Origin of the sequence: Antrihabitans stalactiti (assembly GCF_012932915.1) — a bacterium.
GTDB classification, from domain to species: Bacteria; Actinomycetota; Actinomycetes; order Mycobacteriales; family Mycobacteriaceae; genus Antrihabitans; species Antrihabitans stalactiti.
On record NZ_VCQU01000011.1, the window covers coordinates 1 to 20,491 of the forward strand.

Consider the following 20,491-nt stretch of genomic DNA (forward strand, 5'->3'; position numbering starts at 1 on the left):
GGCCACCTGATGCTCGATCCGACCAAGCGATACCAAGGCCAACTCCACCTCGCGGCCTAGAATGTGTCCCGCATGTATGTAGACATATCTGTGCCACATGTATGTAGACAGCACAGAGTCCAGAGACTCCTAAAAGACTCACGACCCGTAGGGGGCCGCAGCTTGTTCGAACGCATCGAGGACCGCTGCAACGGACGGTCGCTGCTCGACATTCGGCCGCGTCGCTAGCTCGTAGACGCGAGCGGCCCGCACGCCGGCAAGCGGGATGACGACCAACCCCGCATGCCGGACCGCGTGGCGCGGCATCAGCGCAACGCCGTGCCCAGCGGCGACGAGATGCTCGATCACGTTGAAGTCGTTGAGCCGCTGAACCACTCGGGGATAGACACCGGTGACCGTCGCGACCGACTGGAGGACGTCGTCGACCGGAAATCCACCTCGGACACTGATCCATGACTCGTCGGCGAGGTCGTCGGGTTCGACCGTCGCTCGTTGTGCCAATCGATGATCGGGCGCCATGACGACGTCGATCGGCTCCCGCATCAGCACTCGCGCAGCGACACGCGGGGAGGCGACCGACGGCGAACGCTCGTCACGATGGGTGAGCACGACGTCGTAGTCGGCAAGCAACGCTGGGACCTGCGACGGCGGCAAGTCTTCGTCGCTGGCTTCGACGGCAACGCCGGAGCCAACCATCGTGGTCAGGACATGCGGGAGCAGCAGGGCAGCGCCAGAAGGGAACGACGCCACCCGGACCGTTCCGTGTGGGGAGCCCCGGTAGCGGCCCATTTCGGCGGCCGCACGGTCCAGGGCGGCGATGACATCTTCGGCGCGGATGACCAGCGCCCTGCCCGCGTCGGTCAGGCGCAACCTCCGCCCGTCCGGCTCGACCAACGCGACCCCGGCCTCCCTGGCCAGGATCTTCAATTGCTGCGATACCGCCGAGGGCGTCATGGACATCGATTGCGCCACCGCAGCGACGGTTGTGCGGTCCGCGAGTTCGCGAAGCACGCGCAACCGGTGGACATCCATGTAGGAAAACTACATTATTGCTCCAGATTTATTCGATTGTGCTGATGGTTCTGGCTGCCACACGATGGGTCCATGACCACTCGCGACCGACTCCTTGGCTTGACCGTGGTTGTGCTGTGGGGGCTGAACTTTCTGGCAATCCGCGCAGGCCTCGACCGCTATCCTCCGTTCTTCTTCGCCGCGTTGCGGTTCCTTGTGATCGCGGTCCCGGTCATTGCGTTCGTTCCGCGTCCGAACGTGCCCGTGCGGTGGTTGCTGCTCTACGGGACCGGGTTCGGCGTCCTGCAGTTCGGATTCCTGTTCACCGCCATGAAGGTGGGCATGCCGACCGGACTCGCGTCGTTGGTGCTGCAATCGTCGGCGCCGTTCACGGTTGTGCTTGGCGTGCTGTTCCTGCGCGAGCGGGTCCATCCCCGGCAGGTGCTCGGAATTGCGGTCGCGATCTGCGGAATGGTGGCCATCGGCTGGGACCGAGCCCAGCACGCCACACTCCTGCCGGTACTGCTGACGCTGCTCGCAGGCCTGGGTTGGGCGTTCGGCAACATCGGCTCACGGTTGGCGAAGCCACCGAATCCGCTGCACCTGACGTTGTGGATGACCGTCGTGTCGCCCATCCCGATGTTGGCGCTTTCTGCCGCGGTCGAGGGTCCGACGACGGGTTGGAAGGCGCTCGCGGGGTCGTTCAACTCGGCAGGCGCGCCGGGACTGGTTGGGCTCGCGTACATCGCGCTGCTGGGAACCATTGTGGGATCGGGCATTTGGACGCTGTTGCTGACCCGCTACCCCGCGGGCGTCGTCGCGCCGCTGTCGTTGCTGGTGCCGGTCGTCGGGATCGCTGCGGCATGGCTGGTGCTGGGCGAACAGCCGAGCGCGCTGTCGTTGGCGGGCGGCGTGGTCGTGATCGCGGGCGCGATGGCCGCCACAGCTGTTCCCTCGCCGTCAACGTTTTCCCCGTCTGAAGCGAGCGACGCCAGTATTCTGAATGAGCTCACCGAGCTCACGGAAGGATCGCCGTGGATTGGTTCACGGAGCCCGGGTACTGGTTGAGCCGCTTGGTCTTTCAGCGAGCGCTTGCCTGTGTGTACCTCGTCGCGTTCATCTCCGCCGCCCTTCAATTCAAGGCGCTGATGGGCGAGAACGGCCTCACCCCCATTCCGCGATTCCTCGCGCGCAATACGTTTCGTGAGGCGCCGAGCATCTTTCACATCCGCTATTCGGACCGCTTGTTCGGCTCGGCGGTATGGTTCGGCGTCGCAGTGTCGGGTGCGGTGATCGTAGGCATGACCGACTGGGTGCCCGCCTGGGCAGGCGCAGCGATCTGGACGCTGCTGTGGGTGCTGTATCTGTCGATCGTCAACGTCGGCCAGATCTGGTACGGGTTCGGCTGGGAGTCACTGCTGCTCGAGGTCGGTTTTCTGGCTATCTTCCTCGGCAACGCGGATTCGGCGCCGCCGGTCCTCGTGTTGTTCCTGCTGCGCTGGGTCCTGTTCCGGCTGGAGTTCGGCGCCGGACTGATCAAGATTCGCGGCGACGCCTGCTGGCGCGACCTGACCTGCCTGTACTACCACCACGAAACTCAGCCCATGCCCGGACCGTTCAGCTGGTTCTTCCACAACCTCCCGAAACCGTTGCACCGCATCGAGGTTGCGGCGAACCACTGCACGCAGTTGATCATTCCCTTCGGCCTCTTCGCACCACAGCCGATCGCGAGTGCCGCCGCGGCGATCATCATCGTCACGCAGCTGTGGCTCGTGCTCAGCGGCAACTTCTCCTGGCTCAACGTGCTGACCATCGTGTTGGCGCTGTCGGTCGTCGACGGGACCTGGTGGTCGGCGGTGTTGCCTGTCGAGCCGCAGACCGCGCTGGACCCGCTGCCCGACACCCAGGTGATTGCAGTGGCGAGCTTGACCGCCGGCGTCGCCATCCTGAGCTATTGGCCTGTGCGGAACATGGTTTCGCGCAACCAGCTGATGAACTACAGCTTCGACCCGTTCCATCTGGTGAACAGCTACGGCGCTTTCGGCACGGTGACCAAGGTCCGATTCGAGGTCGTGCTCGAAGGAACGTCGGCCCGCGACCGGCTCGACGAGGCCGAGTGGCTCGAGTACGAATTCAAAGGCAAGCCAGGCGATCCGAGCCGCCGACCCCGGCAATTCGCGCCGTACCACCTGCGCCTGGACTGGCTGATGTGGTTCGCCGCGATCTCACCGATCTACGCGCGACCCTGGTTGTTCCCGCTGTTGCGCAAGCTGCTCGACGGCGATCCCGCGACCTTGAAGCTCTTGCGCACCAACCCCTTCCCCACCGAGCCGCCGATGTTCGTGCGTGCCCTGCTCTACGAGTATCGGTTCACGACTCCGCAAGAGCGCCGTGAGACGGGGAACTGGTGGAGCCGAACCTATATCGAGGATTACCTCCCCTCCCCCTGTGCGCGCGTCTCACCCCCACAGGGGTGAAATTCACTCACAGTTGTGGGGCCGCCACGACTCCCTGCAAGTCGCCGGCCTTGATCGCCGCCAGGTTCGCGATCACCAGAATCACGAACACGACTGCGCCTGCTCGCCAATCCACGAACCACAACGCCGCTGCCGCTGCACCGAAGACCAGAACCTTCGTCGCGATCGCCATCCATGGATCGTCGAATGTCGACTTCGGCGCCGCGTACACGCCCCACAGGATTGCCGCCACGATCGGCAGGCCGATCGCCAGGACCAGTCGGAGCAGGGTGGAATTTCCCGCGTTCCAGCCCCACAGTCCGATCGCGGCCAGTGCGCCCAGTTCCAACGCGAATGCCAGTGTCAGGTTCGCCCAACGCCAAGCTTCGAACATTCCAACTCCTCATTGTGAGCAGTGCTCTCTGTTGTGAACAGTGTGCTCCTTTCCGAGGCAGCGCGCAACTGTGAGTGAATTTCGCCGCTATAGGGGCTAGACGCGCGCACGGGCAGTAGGCGCCCCACTAGCCTTTGGGGATGCGTGACAAGCGAATCACCCGCCGCGGAAAAGCTGCCCTGCGCGCGGCGAAGGCCGCCTCGTGGGCGTCGCAGAAGGCCGGGCGTGGCAAAGGATCGATGATCGGCGGCTTGATCGCGCTCAAGATCGACAAAACGATCATGACGCAGCTGGGCCGCGGCCGACGGACCGTCGTCATCACCGGAACCAACGGCAAATCGACGACCACCCGCATGACGGCAGCCGCGCTGGCCACGATCGGCGACGTTGCCACTCAGGCCGACGGCGCGAACATGGACGCGGGAATCGTCGCCGCCCTGACCGTCAATCAGACTGCACAACTGGCCGCCATCGAGGTCGACGAGCTGCATGTCCCGCATGTCAGCGACGCCCTCGAACCGGCCGCGATCGTCCTGCTCAACCTCAGCCGTGACCAGCTCGACCGGGTCGGCGAAATCAACATGATCGAGCGCCGTCTGCGCGAAGGGCTCGCGCGCCACCCCGAAGCGACGGTCATCGCCAACTGCGACGACGTCCTCATGGCATCCGCCGCCTACGACCACAAGAAGGTCGTGTGGGTTGCCGCAGGCAGCGGGTGGGCGGTCGACGCGACCAGCTGTCCGCGAAGTGGCGAGCCGATCGTGTGGGACGGCGTCCACTGGAAGAGCACCGGGACCGACTTCGAACGCCCGACGCCAGATTGGTGGCTGGACGACGAAAACCTCTACGGACCTGAGGGCGTCAAAATCCCGATGCGCCTCACGCTGCCCGGGAAAGCGAACCGCGGGAACGCAGCGCAAGCGGTCGCAGCCGCCGTCACTCTCGGCGCGGACCCTGCAAAAGCTGTCGCCGCCGCGGCCGCGGTGAAGGACGTCGCGGGCCGGTACAGCACGGTCCAGGTCGGATCGCACAACGTGCGCATGCTTCTCGCGAAGAACCCCGCAGGCTGGCAGGAAGCCTTGTCGATGATCGACCCCACCGTCGACGGACTGGTCATTGCCGTGAACGGTCAGGTTCCCGACGGCGAGGACCTCTCTTGGCTCTGGGACGTGCGGTTCGAGCACTTCGAAGGCGTCCAGGTCGTCGCAGCGGGTGAACGCGCGACCGACCTCGGCGTCCGGCTCACCTACGCCGGCGTCGACCACACGACCGTCCCGGACCCGGTCCGTGCGATCGCCTCATGCCCGCCCGGCCGCGTGGAAGTGCTCGCCAACTACACGGCGTTCCGCGACCTCAATCGCGCATTGGAGGATCTGGCATGAGCGACTCCACAGTCCGAATCGGCTTGGTCCTGCCCGATGTAATGGGCACCTACGGCGACGGCGGAAACGCGCTGATCCTGCGGCAACGCCTGCGCCTGCGAGGCTACGACGCCGAGATCGTCGAAATCACGCTCAGCGATCCAGTCCCCAATTCCCTCGACGTCTACACCCTCGGCGGCGCCGAGGACTACGCACAACGCCTCGCGACCAGGCACCTCCAGCGCTACCCAGGTCTCCAAGAAGCGGCGGACCGCGGTGCTCCGGTCCTCGCGATCTGCGCTGCAATCCAGGTGCTCGGTCACTGGTACGAGACGTCGAACGGCGAGAAGGTCGACGGCGTCGCCATGCTGGATTGCACCACGTCGCCGCAGGAGAAGCGGTCCATCGGCGAGGTGCTGACCATCCCGACCATCGACGGCTTGACCGCTCCCCTGACCGGGTTCGAAAACCACCGCGGCGGGACGTCCGTGGGGTCGTCGGCGCAGGGCCTCGCCCGCGTGACGCACGGTGTCGGCAACGGCGTCGGCGATGGTCGCGAAGGCGTCGTCCAGGGCTCCGTGATCGGGACGTACATGCACGGTCCGGCGTTGGCCCGCAATCCCGAACTCGCGGATCTGCTGCTGAAACGCGCCCTCGGCGTCGACGAGCTTCCACCGCTCGACCTGCCCGACGTCGATCAATTACGCAAGGAACGGCTGGCTGCCGGCCGCCGTTAACGTCCTGCTTGTGAGTCTTTTTGGAGTCCCTGGACTCCGAAAAGACTCACGAGGGTATGGGCGACACGCCTGGTCGAGGTCCCACAGAATCGCTATGCGCGGTGGTAGTACGGAACCACGGATCGGCAACTGAGAAGAAGTCAGCCATGGATTGCACCGGCACACTGATCACCCATTTGAGCAAGCACGTCGAATGCACGGACCCCGATTGCGTCGACTTCGATACGGACCGCCACGGCTTCGTCATCGACTGCTACGACGTCGCGGGCGGGTGCAGCTGCCTCGGAGCGCAGGCGATCGCCGTCTGATCAGTCCCGCGTGGCTTCGGTGAATCCGCCCGGACGCTCGCGCGAGATCGGCCGACCGTAGTCAGCGGCAAGGCGACTCTGCTGATGGAATTGCGTCGACCAGCCGTGCTCCGATAGCCACTGCCCTTCGTTGTCGTCGAGCCCACCAGCCCACAACGAGGTCACCGCACTGAACGACGAACCCGCGGTTGCGGCACGGTCTGCCTGGACGGCCTCGATGAACCCCGACTCGAAGGCAAACCGGCTGCCTGGCGCGGACGCGCTCGTAATGGCACTGAGCAATGCCTCGGATTCGGCGGCTGAGAGGTAGACGAGCAGCCCTTCGGCGAGCCACGCGGTCGGGGCTGTGGTGTCGTGGCCTGCGGACCGCAATCTGGACAGCCAGTCGGTCCGCAGATCGACGGCGACGACGCGACGATCGCACGCAGGAACCGCGCCGACCCGTTCCAGCACTGCTTCCTTGAAGGCAAAGACCTCGGGCAGGTCGACCTCGAAGACCGTGACGTCGGACGGCCACTGCAGACGGAACGCCCGCGTATCCAAGCCGGCCGCGACGACGACGATTTGCCGACAGCCGTCGGCTACCGCGCGGGCGAAATAGTCGTCGAAGAACTTGGTCCGGATCGCGATGTGGAACACGATCTTCGCCACGACCTTCTGATCCCGGACCGTCTCCAACGGGTTGAGCGCACCTGGCGCGGCGTCGACGAATGCCTGCGCGTAAGGGTCGTCGAAAAGCTTGTCGGGACGGCGGCTTTCGTCGGCGCGGACGATCGCAACACCGACAGCGGTTTTGCTGACGGGCGGTAGAGCCTCGGCACCTGACATCGCTACATTGCGCGACGGCCGGACATCGCGCGGCCGAGAGTCAGTTCGTCGGCGAACTCGAGGTCGCCACCCATCGGAAGTCCAGAGGCCAGCCGGGTGACCGAAAGTCCGTGGAAGTCGCGCAACATCCGGACCAGATACGTGGCGGTTGCCTCCCCCTCGGTGTTCGGGTCGGTCGCGATGATGACTTCGGTGACGTCGATGCCGTCGTCCTGATTCGCGATGCGCGTGAGCAATTGGCGGATCCGCAGCTGATCTGGACCGACGCCGCTGAGCGGATCCAGCGCGCCGCCCAACACGTGGTAGCGGCCGCGGAACTCCCGCGTGCGCTCGACGGCCTGCACATCTTTCGGCTCTTCGACAACGCAGATCATGGTGCGGTCACGTCGTGGGTCGGCGCAGATCCTGCACATCTCCTTGTCCGACACGGTCCCGCAGACAATGCAGAATTGGACGCCGTCGCGAACCCGCTGCAACGCCGCCTGTAGCCGATCGATCTCGGGCGGCTCGACCGACAGCAGGTGGAAGGCGATGCGCTGTGCGCTCTTCGGACCGATTCCGGGGAGCTTGCCGAGTTCGTCGATCAGATCCTGAACTGGACCTTCGTACACACAGCCCCTTAGAAGTCGGGAAGACCTGGCAGCGAACCGCCGCCGAGAGCTCCAGCGAATGGACCGAGTGTGCTGGCCGTGACTTCGTGAACCTGGCGCGATGCGTCCGCAATAGCCCCGATGACGAGGTCCTGCAGGGTCTCGATGTCGTCGGGATCGACGACCTTCGGATCGATCACAAGTGAGACGATCTCGCCGCTGCCGCGGATGGTCGCTGTTACCAAGCCACCGCCAGCCTGACCGACTACCTCGGTCTCGGCGATCTTCGCCTGCGCTGCCATCAACTGCTGCTGCATCGCCTGCGCTTGCGCCAAGATCTGTTGCATATCGGGCTGTCCACCAGGTTGCACGAGCTATCCTCTCGGTCGCGGGATCTACCCGTCAGCCTAGACTCACGCACAACAGTTGGACCGTCGCCCGCGCTGGACTAAGATCGACCAGACCACGTCGGGCGCGCACCGCACTAACCCGAAGGCCGATATGAACTCCCGAGCTGCACAGATTCTCCGCCGCTTCCTCGTTGTATTCGGCGCGTCCGTGATGCTTACGGCCCTCTTGGGCACAACGAGTGCGTCAGCCGACCCCGTTCCGTACGGCGGCGGCTGCATTCTCTATCCGGACAACAAGGCCATGACCGTCGATTCGCTGCGCTTGCGATGCTCCCCCGAGCAACTGACCGCGATCTACGCGGCAGCTCCGCAAGGTGCGACACCCCAGGGGTCGAAGAACGGCTGGGTCGTGCTACCCAACTATGCAGCGGGTATGGCGCCGGGCATCTGGACCGGAAAGAACTTCTACACCGATACCAACGGCGGCATGTTGCAGAACAGGCTGACCGCAGCCGCACTCGAAGGGTGGCTGGCCAACATTTCCCGCGGGACGTCGATTTCCGACGGCAAACCTGCGTGGGTGCTCGACTATCGGATGTCGCCGACTCCGCCGCTGTTCGATGAGATCCGTGAGGTCACACCAGGCGTCTGGTACGGCTTGTCGTGGTGGAACTTCGGCTTCACCAACATGACGCTGCTGACTTTCGTCCTCGCCTGAGCCAGGCTTGACCCTCCAGTTACTGGAGGGTGTTTGCTCTAACGCATGACGGCAGACGTAGGAATCGGCGAGTTCGCGCGACTCAGCCATCTAAGTGTGAAGACCCTTCGCTACTACCACGACATCGGGCTGCTGACTCCAGCCGCGATCGATGATGTGTCCGGCTACCGGCGCTACGCGACGACTCAGGTCGACAGCGCTCAGCTGATCCGGCGCTTACGTGATCTCGATATGCCGCTGCCCGAGGTGCGCGAAGTATTGGGTGCCGCGGACATCGAGAAGCGCAACGCGATTCTTCGCGCACACCTCGACCGCATGGAGGCCGAGCTGGTCCGCACCCAGGAGGTCGTGGCGTCGCTACGGTCGCTGCTCGGTCCGGGGGTGGCGGCATTGTCGGTCGAGTACCGGACCTTCGATCATGTGCAGGTCCTCGCATTTCGCGACCACGTCGCACGACCCGCAGTTGGACAATGGTGCGGCGAGGTCTTTCCCCGTTTGTACGAGGCAGCCGGACCGACCGTGGTCGGACCCGGCGGTGCCACGTACTCGATGGAGTTCTTCGAGGAGGACGCTGGAGAGGTCGTCGCGTATGTACCGGTCGCGGGCTTGCCGCGCGTGCCGCAGGACCTCGAACTGATCGAACTTCCGCGGGGCCGTTTCGCTGTCGCCGCGCACACAGGCCCTTTCGAAAGCATCGACCGGACCTACGGCGCGCTCGGCTCCTATGTCGCGGAACACGATGTCGCAGAACAAGATCCGATTCGCGAGATCTACCTGGTCGGGCCGAACCACACAGCCGACCCCGACAGTTTCCGAACCGAAGTTTGTTGGCCGATCCGGCCATGACCACACCCCCTCGATAAGGAGAGCACAGCCATGCCACTATCACTTGAACACATCACGTTCGACTGCCACGACGCCGCCGCCCTCGCAGCCTTCTGGGCATCGCTGCTCGACCGACCGGTCGACCCCGAGGCAAACCCGTTCTTCGCCACCGTCGGCCGATCCGCCGGAGCATCACCAGTCCTGATGTTCATCCAGGTCCCGGACAAGACGCCCGGCAAGAACACGATCCACATCGATTTCGTCGCGAAGGACTGGACCGAACAGATCGACCGCGCCGTCAGCCTCGGGGCGAAACACGTCGCCGACTACGACGAATATGGCACCAAGTGGGCGACCCTCGCAGACCCCGAGGGCAACCTGTTCGATATCGGCTGCGGGATGTAGGTCCACCGCTTGTGAGTCTTTTAGGAGTCTCTGGACTCCAAAAAGACTCACGAGGGCTAGCCGAGTTCTTTGACCAAGTTCGCGAGCACCTGCGCCTGGATCTTCTCCAGACCGCGGGGCGCGAACGTCCGCTCGAAGAAGCCGCCGATGCCGCCTGCGCCGACCCATTCGGTCTTCGTGGTGACCTCGGAGCCTGTGCCGCTCGGCACAACGGTCCAACGGGTGACCATCGACGAGTTGCCGTCGCGTTCGGTGATGGTGTTGCCGGAAACCGAGACGGTCGCCTTGACGTTGCGCGACCGCTTCGACGTCGCCTGCAGGGTCCACTCGGCGACTGTCCCGTCGCCCTGCCCACCGGAGACTACGCGGTAGTCGCGGTACTGCTCGGGGAGGATTCGTGGCCGAACCGTCTCGTAGTCCGACAATGCTGTGACTACCGCCTCCGGCGCCGCGCTGACCGCAATCGAACTGCTCGCGCTGACCTGACCCACGTGAAAGCTCCTCTCGATACCGTTTGCACACATATCCTGCCTTGCGCAACGAATTGACGCCGATCGGGTGTCAGATCGACGCGCTGGATACATCTACGTGAAGTTCGACCGCAATCGAGCACCCATCGGTAGCAGCGCGAACGATGTCGCGATACCGTCGAAGGGTGGTGGTTTCTTTGAACGAAGATTCCTCGACGACCGGCATGGTGGGGTTTGCCGCTCACCGCTCGGCCGTCGACCGACTGCTGGCCAGTTATCACGCCATTCCCGCCGATGCGACAGTACGACTGGCAAAGAAGACATCCAATCTCTTTCGCGCACGCGCAAAGTCGACCGCACCGGGCCTCGACGTCTCCGGACTGGGCGGGGTCATCGCAATCGACGCCGAGGCGCAGACCGCCGACGTCGGCGGCGTATGTACCTACGAACGACTGGTCGAGGCCACGCTCCCGTATGGCTTGGTGCCCTACGTCGTTCCACAGTTGAAAACGATCACCCTCGGTGGTGCGGTGACCGGCCTGGGAATCGAGTCGACCTCGTTTCGCAACGGACTGCCGCACGAATCGCTCTTGGAGATCGACGTGCTCACCGGCAGCGGTGAGGTCATCACCGCGTCACCGACCGAGAACGCAGATCTGTTCTACGGATTCCCCAACTCGTATGGCACGCTTGGCTATTCGACACGGCTCAAGATCTCGCTCGAGCGTGTGCCGCCGTTCGTCGCGCTCCGCCATCTGCGCTTCGGAGACTTGCGCGAACTCGAAACCACGATGGATCGGATCATCAACGAGCGCAGTTGGGAAGGTGTGCGCGTCGACTACCTCGACGGTGTCGTATTTGCAGCCGACGAAAGCTACCTGACGCTGGGCACACAAACCGACGAGCCCGGTCCGGTCAGTGATTACACCGGAATGGACATCTACTACCGCTCGATTCAGCAGCGAACGACTGACCGGCTCACCATTGACGACTACCTGTGGCGGTGGGATACGGACTGGTTCTGGTGCTCGCGAGCTTTCGGCACGCAGAACCCGCGGATCAGGCGCCTGTGGCCGAAGCGCTACCGGCGCAGCAGCTTCTACTGGAAACTCATTGCACTCGATCATCGCTACGACATCGCGGACCGACTCGAAAAACGGAAAGGCAATCCGCCGCGTGAGCGAGTCGTCCAGGACATCGAGGTACCGATCGAACACACCGCCGACTTCATGGAGTGGTTCCTCCGCGAAGTCCCTATCGAGCCGGTGTGGTTGTGCCCGTTGCGGTTACGCGAGTCCTCTCGAGGCGATCGGCCATGGCCGCTGTATCCCATCGAGCCGAACCGCACCTACGTCAACATCGGCTTCTGGTCGTCCGTTCCGACTCGGTCCGGCGAGGAAGAAGGTGCAACAAATCGGTTGATCGAAAAGCAGGTGTCGGCGTTGGATGGCCATAAATCCCTGTACTCCGACGCGTATTACGATCCGGCGGAATTCGCCAGCCTGTACGGGGGCGAGCGCTACACGGAGCTCAAGAAACGCTACGACCCCAAGTCCCGGTTGTTGGATCTGTATTCGAAGGCGGTGCAACGCAAGTGACGACGTTCAAAGATTTCATCGATACCCGCGCAGACAGCGCTCCCAAACTGACGATCGCAGAGATTTTCGAGATTCTCGCTGACGGCGACGTCCCATTTCGTTTCACCGCGTACGACGGCAGCGAGGCCGGGCGCGCCGATGCTCCCCTCGGCCTGCACCTGAAGACGCCGCGTGGCACCACCTACCTCGCGACCGCGCCAGGCGATCTCGGCATGGCACGCGCCTACGTATCGGGCGATCTCGAGCCCATCGGCGTCCACCCCGGCGACCCCTACGAGGTGTTGAAGGTGATGGAAGATCACCTTCAGTTTCGGCGGCCGTCGGCGATGACGCTGGCGAACATCACCCGGTCGCTCGGCTGGGATATCCTGCGCCCCATCGCCCCACCGCCGCAGGAGACACTCCCCCGCTGGCGCCGTATCGCGGAAGGACTGCGGCACTCCAAAGGTCGTGACGCTGAGGTTATTTCGCATCATTACGACGTGTCGAACGTCTTCTACGAACACGTCCTCGGTCCGTCGATGACGTACACGTGTGCCACCTACGAAGCGCCCGATTGGACGCTGGAGGAAGCCCAGGAGAACAAGTACCGGCTGGTGTTCGACAAGCTGCGCCTCAAGGAAGGCGATCGGCTGCTCGACATCGGCTGCGGCTGGGGCTCGATGGTCCGGTATGCCGCACGTCGCGGCGTCCACGTAATCGGCGCGACGTTGTCGCAGCAGCAAGCCGAGTGGGCGCAGAAGGCTATCGCAGAGGAAGGGTTGAGTGACCTCGCGGAAGTCCGGCATTCCGACTACCGCGACATCGCCGAAACCGGCTTCGACGCGGTCTCGTCCATCGGGCTCACCGAACACATCGGCGTGCAGAACTACCCGTCGTACTTCAAGTTCGTGCAAAGCAAACTGCGCGACGGCGGCCTGCTGCTCAATCACTGCATTACTCGCAAAGACAACGTGCGCTCGTCCAAGGCCGGCGACTTCATCGACCGATACGTCTTCCCCGATGGCGAACTTATCGGGTCCGGGCGCATCATCACCGAAATGCAGAACATCGGCCTGGAGGTCCGGCACGAGGAGAACCTCCGCGAGCACTACGCCCTCACCTTGAAGGAGTGGTGCCAGAACTTGGTCGACAACTGGGACGCGTGCGTCGCGGAGGTCGGCGAAGGAACTGCGCGCGTCTGGGGCCTGTACATGGCTGGTTCACGCCTCGGTTTCGAGCGCAATGTGGTCCAGCTGCATCAGGTCCTTGCGGTCAAGCTCGGACCGAAGGGCGAGGCGGACCTGCCCCTTCGTCCGTGGTGGGTGGCCTGACAGACTCACAACCAGCGCAGAGGTTCAGCCGTTCCCTGCGCCAACCCTCCCGCACCAGAACAGTTTCCACCTCCCGCGCGACACCGCACGGGTCGTCGCCGACTTCCTCGAAGCCATAGACGAGCCGCGGACGGTCCGCCAGTTCAGCGGCATTGTCGCGCCGCCGATCGCGGAACGCTACCTCACGCATCGAGTGGGTCGCGCGACCGTCAAGGCGCACGATGAGGGGCACGCCGGTGTCCGAGTAGTCGACATCCTCGAAAAGGGTGCGCCCGTCGACCTTCACCGGTCCCTGCCGGCGGGCGGTTGGTAAACCGTGTGCTTGTTCGACGTCGATCGCGTAGTGGTACTCGAGCACCGACTGCACACCGTCGGCGAGTACTGCCACCGCGTCGTCGAGCGCCTTGCGGTAGCGCCGCGGCTCGCGCACGTCGAGGCACTGCCTGATATCGATCAGCCGGATGCCGGCATTCGTCACCGACGACACCAGCGAGAGTCGTGCAGCGCGAGCCGACGACGCGCCGACAGCGAGATCGATTGCTGTGACCGCCTTGCTCGTTCGCGGGAACAACCCATCGACCGCAAGGTGGGCGTGCGCTCGAGATCGGTGCACGACAACACCCGGATGCCGGACCGCACCGACCAACGGCACCGGTTTGTCGCCACCGGCTGGCGGGCGAATCCGAGTCGGCGCTTGGGATTTGGCTGACTCGCCGTAGGGAACCGTGATGTGAACCGGCTGGCTTTCGTCGAGTCGAACCATCCGCCATTCCTCACCGGCGGTCCAGTGGCTGAGTAGCGCGGAGCCGCCACCGTAGAGCAGCGCGGCCATGAGGATCATCGGGCGGGTGAGCGGTCCGGAGGTGAGCGAATAGACGCCTCGAAGGACGACCGTCCATTGACCGGCGTCGACGAAGTGGCGCACTCGTGATCGCGGGTAGCCGTAGCCCTCGAGCTGCGATTGCGTGGCAAGTCCGTATTGGGCGTCGAGCAGGACCTGAAGGTCGTCTGTGCGCGCGGGTGAGGTCATAACACAAATGGTCACCCACGGGCGTGGGTGACCATTTGTCGCGACCTGGGCTTTTAGCTCGCCCTGTGGATAACTATCGCATTGTGGATAAACCAGGTCGTGAGTCTTTTCGGAGTCCAGGGACTCCGAAAAGACTCACGAGGGTCAGCGGAGGCTGTCGGGCGCCTTGAAACGATCGCCGTACTTCGCCGCAAGCTCGTCGGCGCGAGCAACGAAGGCCGCCTGGCCACCGTTGGGGTACCCGACGATGAACTGGTGAACGCCACCGGTCCAGGCCGGGTAGCCGATGCCGAAGATCGAGCCGATGTTCGCGTCGGCGGTGGTGGTCAGAACACCCTCGTCGAAGCACTTCTGCGTCTCGATCGCTTCGGCGAACAGCATCCGGTCGATCAGATCCTGGAACGGCACCGAGAGCTCGGTCGAGGTCTTGAAGTGCTCACGCAGACCGGGCCAGATGCCGGTGCGCTTGCCGTCCTCGTCGTACTCGTAGAAGCCGGCCTTTTCGAGACGGCCCGGACGACCTTCGGACACCATGTAATCGATGACGTCCTGGGCCGCGTGCCGCTCGCGACCCATGGTGGTGTCGCCCTTTTCGGCGGCTTCCTGGGTCTCCTTGGCGATCTTCTGCATGAGCTTCATGTTCAGCTCGTCGGCAAGCTGCAGCGGCGCGGCCGGGTAACCGGCCTGCATGCCCGCCTGCTCGATCGTCTGCGGGTCGACGCCTTCGGTCAGGAACGCGATGGCCTCGTTGATGAAGGTGCCGATGACGCGGCTGGTGAAGAAGCCACGGCTGTCGTTGACGACGATCGGCGTCTTGCGGATGGCGAGCGTGTAGTCGAACACGCGGGCCAGCGCCTCGTCCGAGGTCTTCTCACCACGGATGATCTCGACCAGTGGCATCTTGTCGACCGGCGAGAAGAAGTGGATACCGATGAAGTCTTCCTGACGCTTCACACCGTTCGCGAGACCGGTGATCGGCAAGGTCGAGGTGTTCGAGCCGAGCAGCGCGTCGGCGTCGACGATGTCCTCGATCTCCTGGAACACCTTGTGCTTGAGCTCGGTGTTCTCGAAGACGGCCTCGATCACGAAGTCGACGCCCGCGAAATCGGCAGCATCGGCAGACGGCGTGATCTTGTCGAGCAGAGCCTTCGACTTCTCCTCGGTGGTCTTGCCACGCGAAAGCGCCTTGGCCTCGATCTTCTCGGAGTAGTTCTTGCCGCGCTCGGCAGCTTCGATCGTGACGTCCTTGAGGACGACGTCGTAACCGGCCTTGGCCGAGACGTAGGCGATGCCCGCGCCCATCATGCCTGCGCCGAGAACACCGATCTTCTTGATCGGCTTCTTCTCGATGCCGTCGGGGCGTGAGCCACCGTTGTTGATCGACTGCAGGTCGAAGAAGAACGCCTGGATCATGTTCTTCGCGACCGGACCGGTCAGCAGCGAGATGAAGTAGCGCGACTCGATCAACGACGCGTTGTCGATGTCGACCTGCGAGCCCTCCACGGCGGCGGCCATGATGGCACGCGGTGCCGGCATGTTCGTGCCCTTGAGCTGCTTACGCAGGTTGGCCGGGAACGCAGGCAGGTTGGCTGCGAACGCAGGCGAGGACGGGGTGCCGCCGGGAATCCGGAAGCCCTTCTTGTCCCACGGCTGAACTCCGCCTTCGGGATTGGCCTTGATCCATGCCTTCGCAGCCGGGACCAGCTCCTCGACCGAGCCGACGAGCTCGTTCACGAGGCCGATTTCCTTGGCCTTGGTCGGGTTGTTGCGCTGGCCCTGCAGCAGCACGCCCATGAGGGCGCCCTGGATACCGAGCATCCGGACCGTACGGGTAACGCCGCCACCTGCGGGGAGCAGGCCGAGCGAGACCTCGGGCAGACCGATCTGCACACCCTTGACGTCGGCGACGATGCGGTAGTGAGTCGCGAGTGCGATTTCCAGGCCACCGCCGAGGGCCGCACCGTTGATCGCTGCAACGACCGGCTTGCCGAGGGTTTCCAGGCGGCGCAGCGGGCCCTTGATTGCGTTCAGCTCGTCCATCAGGGCCTGGCCGTCTTCCGGCCCGACCTTCATCATGTTCTTCAGATCGCCGCCGGCGAAGAAGGTCTTCTTGCCCGAGGTGATGACGACACCGGTGATGTCGTCCTTCTCGGCTTCGAGGCGGTCGACGGTCTCGGCCATCGAGGTCTTGTAGGCCTCGTTCATGGTGTTGGCACCCTGTGCCGGATCGTCGATGGTGAGGACGACGATGCCGTCGGCATCCTTGTCCCAACCGATGATGTTCTTGGTTTCAGTCGTGGTCACAGCTCTGTGTCTCCTGTTGGTCTTCGCCGGTATCAGACGCGCTCGATGATGGTGGCAACGCCCATGCCGCCACCGATGCAAAGGGTGATGAGCGCGTAGCGGCCGTTGCGGCGCTCGAGCTCGTCGATCATGGTGCCGGTGATCATCGCGCCGGTGGCACCGAGTGGGTGGCCCATGGCGATGGCGCCGCCGTTGACGTTGAGCTTCTCGTCCGGGATGTTGAGGTCCTTCTGGAACTTCAGGACCACGGAGGCGAAGGCCTCGTTGATCTCGACGAGGTCGATGTCGTCGAGGGTCAGGCCGGCCTTGGCGAGAACCTTCTTCGCCGCCGGGGTGGGACCGGTGAGCATGATGGTCGAGTCGGCGCCACTGGTGGCGGTCGCAACAACGCGGGCACGCGGCGTCAGACCGGAATCCTTACCCGCTTCTTCGGTGCCGATGAGCAGCAGGGCGGCGCCGTCGACGATGCCTGAGCTGTTGCCACCGTGGTGGACGTGGTTGATCTTCTCGACGAAGTGGTACTTCTGCAGCGACACGGCGTCGAAGCCGCCCATTTCGCCGAGACCCGCGAACGACGGGTTCAACTTGGCGAGATCTTCGGCAGTGGTGCCCGGGCGCATGTGCTCGTCGTTGTCGAGAACGACAAGGCCGTTGATGTCGCGAACCGGCACGATGGACTTGGCGAAGTAGCCGCCGGTGGTTGCCTTCGCTGCGAGGTCCTGCGAGCGGACCGCGTATGCGTCGACATCGTCGCGGCTGAAGCCCTCGATCGTGGCGATGAGGTCAGCGCTGACGCCCTGCGGGACGAAGTAGGTGTCGTAGCTGGTCGCCGGGTCCATTGCCCATGCGCCGCCGTCGCTGCCCATGGGAACGCGGGACATCGACTCGACGCCGCCTGCGATGACGAGGTCGTCGAAGCCGGACCGTACCTTCTGCGCAGCGAGGTTCACGGCTTCGAGGCCCGAAGCGCAGAACCGGTTGAGCTGGAATCCACCGACAGTGTCGGGCAGACCGGCCGCGAGGACGGCGGTGCGCGCAATGTCTGCACCCTGGTCGCCGACCGGGGCGACGACGCCGAGAATGAGATCGGAAATTCGGTCTTCATCGAGGTCTGGGAAACGGACACGAAGCTCCTGGACCAACCCGGTTACCAGGTCGATCGGCTTCACCGAATGCAGCGATCCGGTCTTCTTGCCACGGCCACGCGGGGTGCGAATGGCCTCGTAGATGTATGCCTCAGTCGTCACGATGACGATTTCCTTCCTATGTACACAGCTGCGTTCGCAGGTGTGCGTTCATGAACCTGTTCGACCGCTCTGTCGAAGCAAGCCGTGTAAGAGGCTGGCAGGCGGTCCCGCATTTTGTCGTGCAAACCGCGCACTACCTCGAGAGTTTCCTGACGCTGTATAAACATCGCCACAGCCAAAGGGTGCGCGTTAGCACTATCTACGATAGATGCAGCCGGGATTTAGGCGAAATCGGGGTGCCGAAAAACACAAAATGATGCGAACCCCGGTTAACTTACTGGATCCCACCCATGCACAGCGGGGACTCGGCACCATGCTGCGCGATGCATCCCGCCCAGCCACCGAGATCGCCGAAGAGCTGCGGAACGAAACCGATGAGCGTCTCGGGAAGTAGCAGTAGGACCGGGAGGATCAACCCGACCACGTCGATGCCGAAAATCATGTCGCTTTCCTTGCCTGTCGATTGGGAACAAGTATGGAGGCCGCTGGGCCGCCGCACTGGCTTATCCGTCGATCGGCTTGGCACCCAACTCGGCCTGCAGCAGCGCTAGGGCGACGTCGTCGGGATCACGGCGATCCGCGTTCTCGACCGGTTGGACCGCGGCGGCGAGCATCTCTTCTTCTTCCGCTGCCGTGGTGACAGCCGGATCCGGCGGCGGACCGGGATCGTCCGGGTAATCGGGTCCGTCGGGCAGCGGCACCTCGTCCTCGGGCGGCGGCGGAGCTGCCTGCGCCGGACCCTTCCGCTCCTGGCTCGGCCGCGAGTAACGCGGACCGCCCCCTTCACGCGCCGCAGACCGCTGCGGCTGGCTACGGGCAGGCTTCGCCGCCGGAGCGGCCGGACCTGCTCCGGCAGCACTGAGCACCTCGAAGTCGACGCCGAACACTGCACGCAGTGCATCCCTGATGACTTCGGCGTTGCGTGGCTCGACCAATCGCGCTGCAAGCGGACGTGATTCGTGCGCGAGCACGATCGACTCGCCACGCACCTCGGCGACAGTCGCGCCGGACAGCATCACTTCGACGATCTTGCTGCGCTCACGAACCTTGGCGCGGACCTGCGCCCACGCCGCGCGGACCGCGTCGGCATCGGGGCGACCCGGCGCGGGAGGCGCCGCGGGAGGGGGCGGCACCTGTTGCGCGGGCGGCGCAGCCGCGACCGGCTCGGCGGGTGGCGGCTCGACGCGGGGACGGGCAACAACTCGCGGCGGCACGGGCTTTTCCTGCACAGGCTGAACCTGCTGAGCCGGCGGTTGTACTGGCGTCGATGCAGGCTTGGGCGGTTCTTCACGTTCGACACTGCGTCGACGAATCACCGGCGCATCGGTTGCGGGAGCGGGAGCCGAGGCTGCGGGCGCCGACCTCGCGACGGGGTTCTGCTCCAACCGCTCGATGCGTTGCAGCACGGCCGATTCCGCGTCCGACGCCGATGGCAGCAACATGCGCGCGCAGATGACTTCGAGCAGCAAGCGAGGAGCAGTAGCACCGCGCATCTCGGTTAGACCGGCATGGAGCAACTCGGCGTACCTGGTCAGTGTGGCCGGCCCGATCCGCGATGCTTCGTCTTTCATCCGTTCGAGCACGTCGACCGGGGCGTCCACGAGACCGCGTTCACCTGCGTCGGGAACGGCGCGCAGAAGTATCAGGTCGCGGATGCGTTCGAGCAGGTCGACAGCGAAGCGTCGCGGATCGTGACCCGCTTCCATCACTTTGTCGACAGCACCGAACAGTGCGCCGCCATCACTCACGGCGAGCGCGTCGACCGCTTCGTCGATGAGCGCAATCTCGGTGACACCGAGCAGCGCGAGCGCCCGCGCATACGTGACGCCCTCCTCGCCCGCACCGGCGAGGAGTTGGTCGAGGATGCTGAGCGAATCGCGTGGTGAACCACCGCCGGCGCGAATGACCAGCGGATACACCGGATCCGCGACCGGCACATTCTCTTGGGCGCAGATGCGTTGCAGCAGACCCTTCATCGTCAACGGCGGAAGCAGCCGGAACGGGTAGTGATGGGTGCGTGACCGAATGGTCGGCAGCACCTTGTCCGGCTCTGTCGTCGCGAAGATGAAGATGAGGTGCTCTGGCGGCTCTTCGACGATCTTCAGCAGCGCGTTGAAACCCTGCGTCGTGACCATGTGCGCCTCGTCGACGATGAACACTCGGTACCGCGATTCGGCCGGCGAGAAGAACGCGCGGTCGCGAAGTTCACGAGTGTCGTCGACGCCGCCGTGGCTCGCCGCGTCGAGTTCGATCACGTCCAGATTGCCCGGACCGCCGGGTGCGAGCGCCACGCACGACCCACAGACGCCGCAGGGCGTCGACGTCGGCCCTTCGGCACAGTTCAGAGACCGAGCGAGAATGCGTGCCGACGACGTTTTACCGCAGCCGCGAGGCCCGGAAAACAGGTACGCGTGGTTGACGCGACCAGCATCCAAGGCAGTGCTCAGCGGCTCGGTGACGTGCTCCTGCCCGACAACTTCAGCGAAAGTCGCGGGTCGATATTTCCGGTACAGGGCCACGCGCCGAGGGTACCGGCGCCGTCGGAC

The 20,491-nt window shown here is 64.3% G+C and carries 22 protein-coding genes; 11 read left to right on the forward strand and 11 right to left on the reverse strand.

Annotation, left to right across the window (positions count from 1 at the left end; all coding sequences use genetic code 11):
• Window positions 1-138: 138 nt before the first annotated feature.
• Window positions 139-1,032, reverse strand: a complete 894-nt coding sequence (locus FGL95_RS25710) for a LysR family transcriptional regulator (protein WP_169592722.1) — start codon at window positions 1,030-1,032, stop codon at window positions 139-141.
• A gap of 72 nt (window positions 1,033-1,104) precedes the next feature.
• Here FGL95_RS25710 and FGL95_RS25715 point away from each other — a divergent pair, with 72 nt between their 5' ends.
• Window positions 1,105-2,079 (forward strand): EamA family transporter, encoded by a 975-nt coding sequence (locus tag FGL95_RS25715; protein WP_169592724.1) that lies wholly within the window; start codon window positions 1,105-1,107, stop codon window positions 2,077-2,079.
• Window positions 2,046-3,488, forward strand: coding sequence for a lipase maturation factor family protein (locus FGL95_RS25720; RefSeq protein WP_169592726.1), 1,443 nt, complete (start codon window positions 2,046-2,048; stop codon window positions 3,486-3,488). Before FGL95_RS25715 ends, FGL95_RS25720 begins: the two co-directional genes overlap by 34 nt.
• A 7-nt stretch (window positions 3,489-3,495) precedes the next feature.
• Here the strand turns inward: FGL95_RS25720 and FGL95_RS25725 are convergent, their stop codons facing one another.
• Window positions 3,496-3,861 carry a YrdB family protein gene (locus tag FGL95_RS25725; RefSeq protein ID WP_169592729.1) on the reverse strand — a complete coding sequence of 122 codons (366 nt, stop codon included), beginning with the start codon at window positions 3,859-3,861 and terminating at the stop codon, window positions 3,496-3,498.
• 140 nt (window positions 3,862-4,001) lie between these two features.
• Between FGL95_RS25725 and FGL95_RS25730 the strand changes: the two genes are divergently transcribed.
• The 3 genes from FGL95_RS25730 (at window position 4,002) to FGL95_RS25740 (ending at window position 6,267) form a co-directional block, all read left to right on the forward strand.
• Complete coding sequence (locus tag FGL95_RS25730) at window positions 4,002-5,243, forward strand: Mur ligase family protein (RefSeq protein WP_169592731.1); 1,242 nt, start codon at window positions 4,002-4,004, stop codon at window positions 5,241-5,243.
• Complete coding sequence (locus tag FGL95_RS25735) at window positions 5,240-5,959, forward strand: type 1 glutamine amidotransferase (protein ID WP_169592734.1); 720 nt, start codon at window positions 5,240-5,242, stop codon at window positions 5,957-5,959. The genes FGL95_RS25730 and FGL95_RS25735 overlap by 4 nt, the downstream gene beginning before the upstream one ends.
• A 146-nt stretch (window positions 5,960-6,105) precedes the next feature.
• Window positions 6,106-6,267: a hypothetical protein gene (locus tag FGL95_RS25740; protein WP_169592736.1), complete on the forward strand. Its 162-nt coding sequence runs from the start codon at window positions 6,106-6,108 to the stop codon at window positions 6,265-6,267.
• On the opposite strand, the gene FGL95_RS25745 is transcribed toward FGL95_RS25740, so the two are convergent.
• From FGL95_RS25745 to FGL95_RS25755, 3 genes are read right to left on the reverse strand one after another with little or no spacing between them, the layout of a single operon-like run.
• Window positions 6,268-7,095 carry an SAM-dependent methyltransferase gene (locus FGL95_RS25745; RefSeq protein WP_169592739.1) on the reverse strand — a complete coding sequence of 276 codons (828 nt, stop codon included), beginning with the start codon at window positions 7,093-7,095 and terminating at the stop codon, window positions 6,268-6,270. It abuts the gene before it with no gap.
• A gap of 2 nt (window positions 7,096-7,097) precedes the next feature.
• Window positions 7,098-7,706 (reverse strand): recombination mediator RecR, encoded by a 609-nt coding sequence (gene recR / locus FGL95_RS25750; protein ID WP_169592742.1) that lies wholly within the window; start codon window positions 7,704-7,706, stop codon window positions 7,098-7,100.
• 8 nt (window positions 7,707-7,714) lie between these two features.
• Window positions 7,715-8,056: a YbaB/EbfC family nucleoid-associated protein gene (locus FGL95_RS25755; RefSeq protein WP_169592745.1), complete on the reverse strand. Its 342-nt coding sequence runs from the start codon at window positions 8,054-8,056 to the stop codon at window positions 7,715-7,717.
• A 130-nt stretch (window positions 8,057-8,186) separates the two neighbouring features.
• On the opposite strand from FGL95_RS25755, the gene FGL95_RS25760 reads away from it, so the two are divergent.
• The 3 genes from FGL95_RS25760 to FGL95_RS25770 are packed head-to-tail and all read left to right on the forward strand — an operon-like array spanning window position 8,187 to window position 9,983.
• The gene (locus tag FGL95_RS25760; protein ID WP_169592747.1) at window positions 8,187-8,753 is read left to right on the forward strand and encodes a hypothetical protein; all 567 of its coding nucleotides are present in this window, start codon (window positions 8,187-8,189) and stop codon (window positions 8,751-8,753) included.
• Between the two features lie 45 nt (window positions 8,754-8,798).
• Window positions 8,799-9,599, forward strand: coding sequence for a MerR family transcriptional regulator (locus FGL95_RS25765; RefSeq protein ID WP_169592750.1), 801 nt, complete (start codon window positions 8,799-8,801; stop codon window positions 9,597-9,599).
• Between the two features lie 30 nt (window positions 9,600-9,629).
• On the forward strand, window positions 9,630-9,983 hold the full coding sequence (locus FGL95_RS25770; RefSeq protein ID WP_169592753.1) for a VOC family protein: 354 nt from the start codon (window positions 9,630-9,632) through the stop codon (window positions 9,981-9,983).
• Between the two features lie 56 nt (window positions 9,984-10,039).
• On the opposite strand, the gene FGL95_RS25775 is transcribed toward FGL95_RS25770, so the two are convergent.
• Window positions 10,040-10,474: an SRPBCC family protein gene (locus FGL95_RS25775; RefSeq protein ID WP_169592755.1), complete on the reverse strand. Its 435-nt coding sequence runs from the start codon at window positions 10,472-10,474 to the stop codon at window positions 10,040-10,042.
• A gap of 203 nt (window positions 10,475-10,677) precedes the next feature.
• On the opposite strand from FGL95_RS25775, the gene FGL95_RS25780 reads away from it, so the two are divergent.
• A complete protein-coding gene (locus FGL95_RS25780) occupies window positions 10,678-12,051 on the forward strand; it encodes an FAD-binding oxidoreductase (RefSeq protein WP_206072333.1) in 1,374 nt (457 codons plus the stop codon).
• Window positions 12,048-13,364 carry a class I SAM-dependent methyltransferase gene (locus FGL95_RS25785; protein ID WP_169592760.1) on the forward strand — a complete coding sequence of 439 codons (1,317 nt, stop codon included), beginning with the start codon at window positions 12,048-12,050 and terminating at the stop codon, window positions 13,362-13,364. Before FGL95_RS25780 ends, FGL95_RS25785 begins: the two co-directional genes overlap by 4 nt.
• Here the strand turns inward: FGL95_RS25785 and FGL95_RS25790 are convergent.
• From FGL95_RS25790 to FGL95_RS25800, 3 genes are all read right to left on the reverse strand, one after another.
• Entirely contained in the window at window positions 13,306-14,394 is a 1,089-nt protein-coding gene (locus tag FGL95_RS25790) for a type IV toxin-antitoxin system AbiEi family antitoxin domain-containing protein (protein ID WP_240963310.1), read from the reverse strand. The two genes, FGL95_RS25785 and FGL95_RS25790, sit on opposite strands and share 59 nt — an antisense overlap.
• Window positions 14,395-14,538: 144 nt before the next feature.
• On the reverse strand, window positions 14,539-16,698 hold the full coding sequence (locus tag FGL95_RS25795; protein ID WP_169592763.1) for a 3-hydroxyacyl-CoA dehydrogenase NAD-binding domain-containing protein: 2,160 nt from the start codon (window positions 16,696-16,698) through the stop codon (window positions 14,539-14,541).
• A 32-nt stretch (window positions 16,699-16,730) separates the two neighbouring features.
• Complete coding sequence (locus FGL95_RS25800) at window positions 16,731-17,945, reverse strand: acetyl-CoA C-acetyltransferase (protein WP_169592766.1); 1,215 nt, start codon at window positions 17,943-17,945, stop codon at window positions 16,731-16,733.
• Window positions 17,946-17,995: 50 nt separating this feature from the next.
• On the opposite strand from FGL95_RS25800, the gene FGL95_RS25805 reads away from it, so the two are divergent.
• Window positions 17,996-18,202, forward strand: a complete 207-nt coding sequence (locus FGL95_RS25805) for a hypothetical protein (protein WP_169592769.1) — start codon at window positions 17,996-17,998, stop codon at window positions 18,200-18,202.
• Window positions 18,203-18,219: 17 nt separating this feature from the next.
• On the opposite strand, the gene FGL95_RS25810 is transcribed toward FGL95_RS25805, so the two are convergent.
• Window positions 18,220-18,387 carry a hypothetical protein gene (locus tag FGL95_RS25810; RefSeq protein ID WP_169592770.1) on the reverse strand — a complete coding sequence of 56 codons (168 nt, stop codon included), beginning with the start codon at window positions 18,385-18,387 and terminating at the stop codon, window positions 18,220-18,222.
• Window positions 18,388-18,448: 61 nt separating this feature from the next.
• A complete protein-coding gene (locus FGL95_RS25815) occupies window positions 18,449-20,464 on the reverse strand; it encodes a DNA polymerase III subunits gamma/tau (protein WP_169592773.1) in 2,016 nt (671 codons plus the stop codon).
• Between the last annotated feature and the right edge of the window lie 27 nt (window positions 20,465-20,491).

What these genes read in the sequence shown, in the direction of transcription:
- FGL95_RS25735 (WP_169592734.1), top strand. Translation starts at nt 5,240, where the DNA reads ATGAGCGACTCCACAGTCCGAATCGGCTTGGTCCTGCCCGATGTAATG.
- FGL95_RS25730 (WP_169592731.1), top strand. Translation starts at nt 4,002, where the DNA reads ATGCGTGACAAGCGAATCACCCGCCGCGGAAAAGCTGCCCTGCGCGCG.
- FGL95_RS25715 (WP_169592724.1), top strand. Translation starts at nt 1,105, where the DNA reads ATGACCACTCGCGACCGACTCCTTGGCTTGACCGTGGTTGTGCTGTGG.
- FGL95_RS25740 (WP_169592736.1), top strand. Translation starts at nt 6,106, where the DNA reads ATGGATTGCACCGGCACACTGATCACCCATTTGAGCAAGCACGTCGAA.
- FGL95_RS25805 (WP_169592769.1), top strand. Translation starts at nt 17,996, where the DNA reads ATGAACCTGTTCGACCGCTCTGTCGAAGCAAGCCGTGTAAGAGGCTGG.
- FGL95_RS25710 (WP_169592722.1), bottom strand. Translation starts at nt 1,032, where the DNA reads ATGGATGTCCACCGGTTGCGCGTGCTTCGCGAACTCGCGGACCGCACA.
- FGL95_RS25725 (WP_169592729.1), bottom strand. Translation starts at nt 3,861, where the DNA reads ATGTTCGAAGCTTGGCGTTGGGCGAACCTGACACTGGCATTCGCGTTG.
- FGL95_RS25745 (WP_169592739.1), bottom strand. Translation starts at nt 7,095, where the DNA reads ATGTCAGGTGCCGAGGCTCTACCGCCCGTCAGCAAAACCGCTGTCGGT.
- FGL95_RS25780 (WP_206072333.1), top strand. Translation starts at nt 10,678, where the DNA reads ATGGTGGGGTTTGCCGCTCACCGCTCGGCCGTCGACCGACTGCTGGCC.
- FGL95_RS25810 (WP_169592770.1), bottom strand. Translation starts at nt 18,387, where the DNA reads ATGATTTTCGGCATCGACGTGGTCGGGTTGATCCTCCCGGTCCTACTG.
- FGL95_RS25765 (WP_169592750.1), top strand. Translation starts at nt 8,799, where the DNA reads ATGACGGCAGACGTAGGAATCGGCGAGTTCGCGCGACTCAGCCATCTA.
- FGL95_RS25770 (WP_169592753.1), top strand. Translation starts at nt 9,630, where the DNA reads ATGCCACTATCACTTGAACACATCACGTTCGACTGCCACGACGCCGCC.
- FGL95_RS25790 (WP_240963310.1), bottom strand. Translation starts at nt 14,394, where the DNA reads ATGACCTCACCCGCGCGCACAGACGACCTTCAGGTCCTGCTCGACGCC.
- FGL95_RS25760 (WP_169592747.1), top strand. Translation starts at nt 8,187, where the DNA reads ATGAACTCCCGAGCTGCACAGATTCTCCGCCGCTTCCTCGTTGTATTC.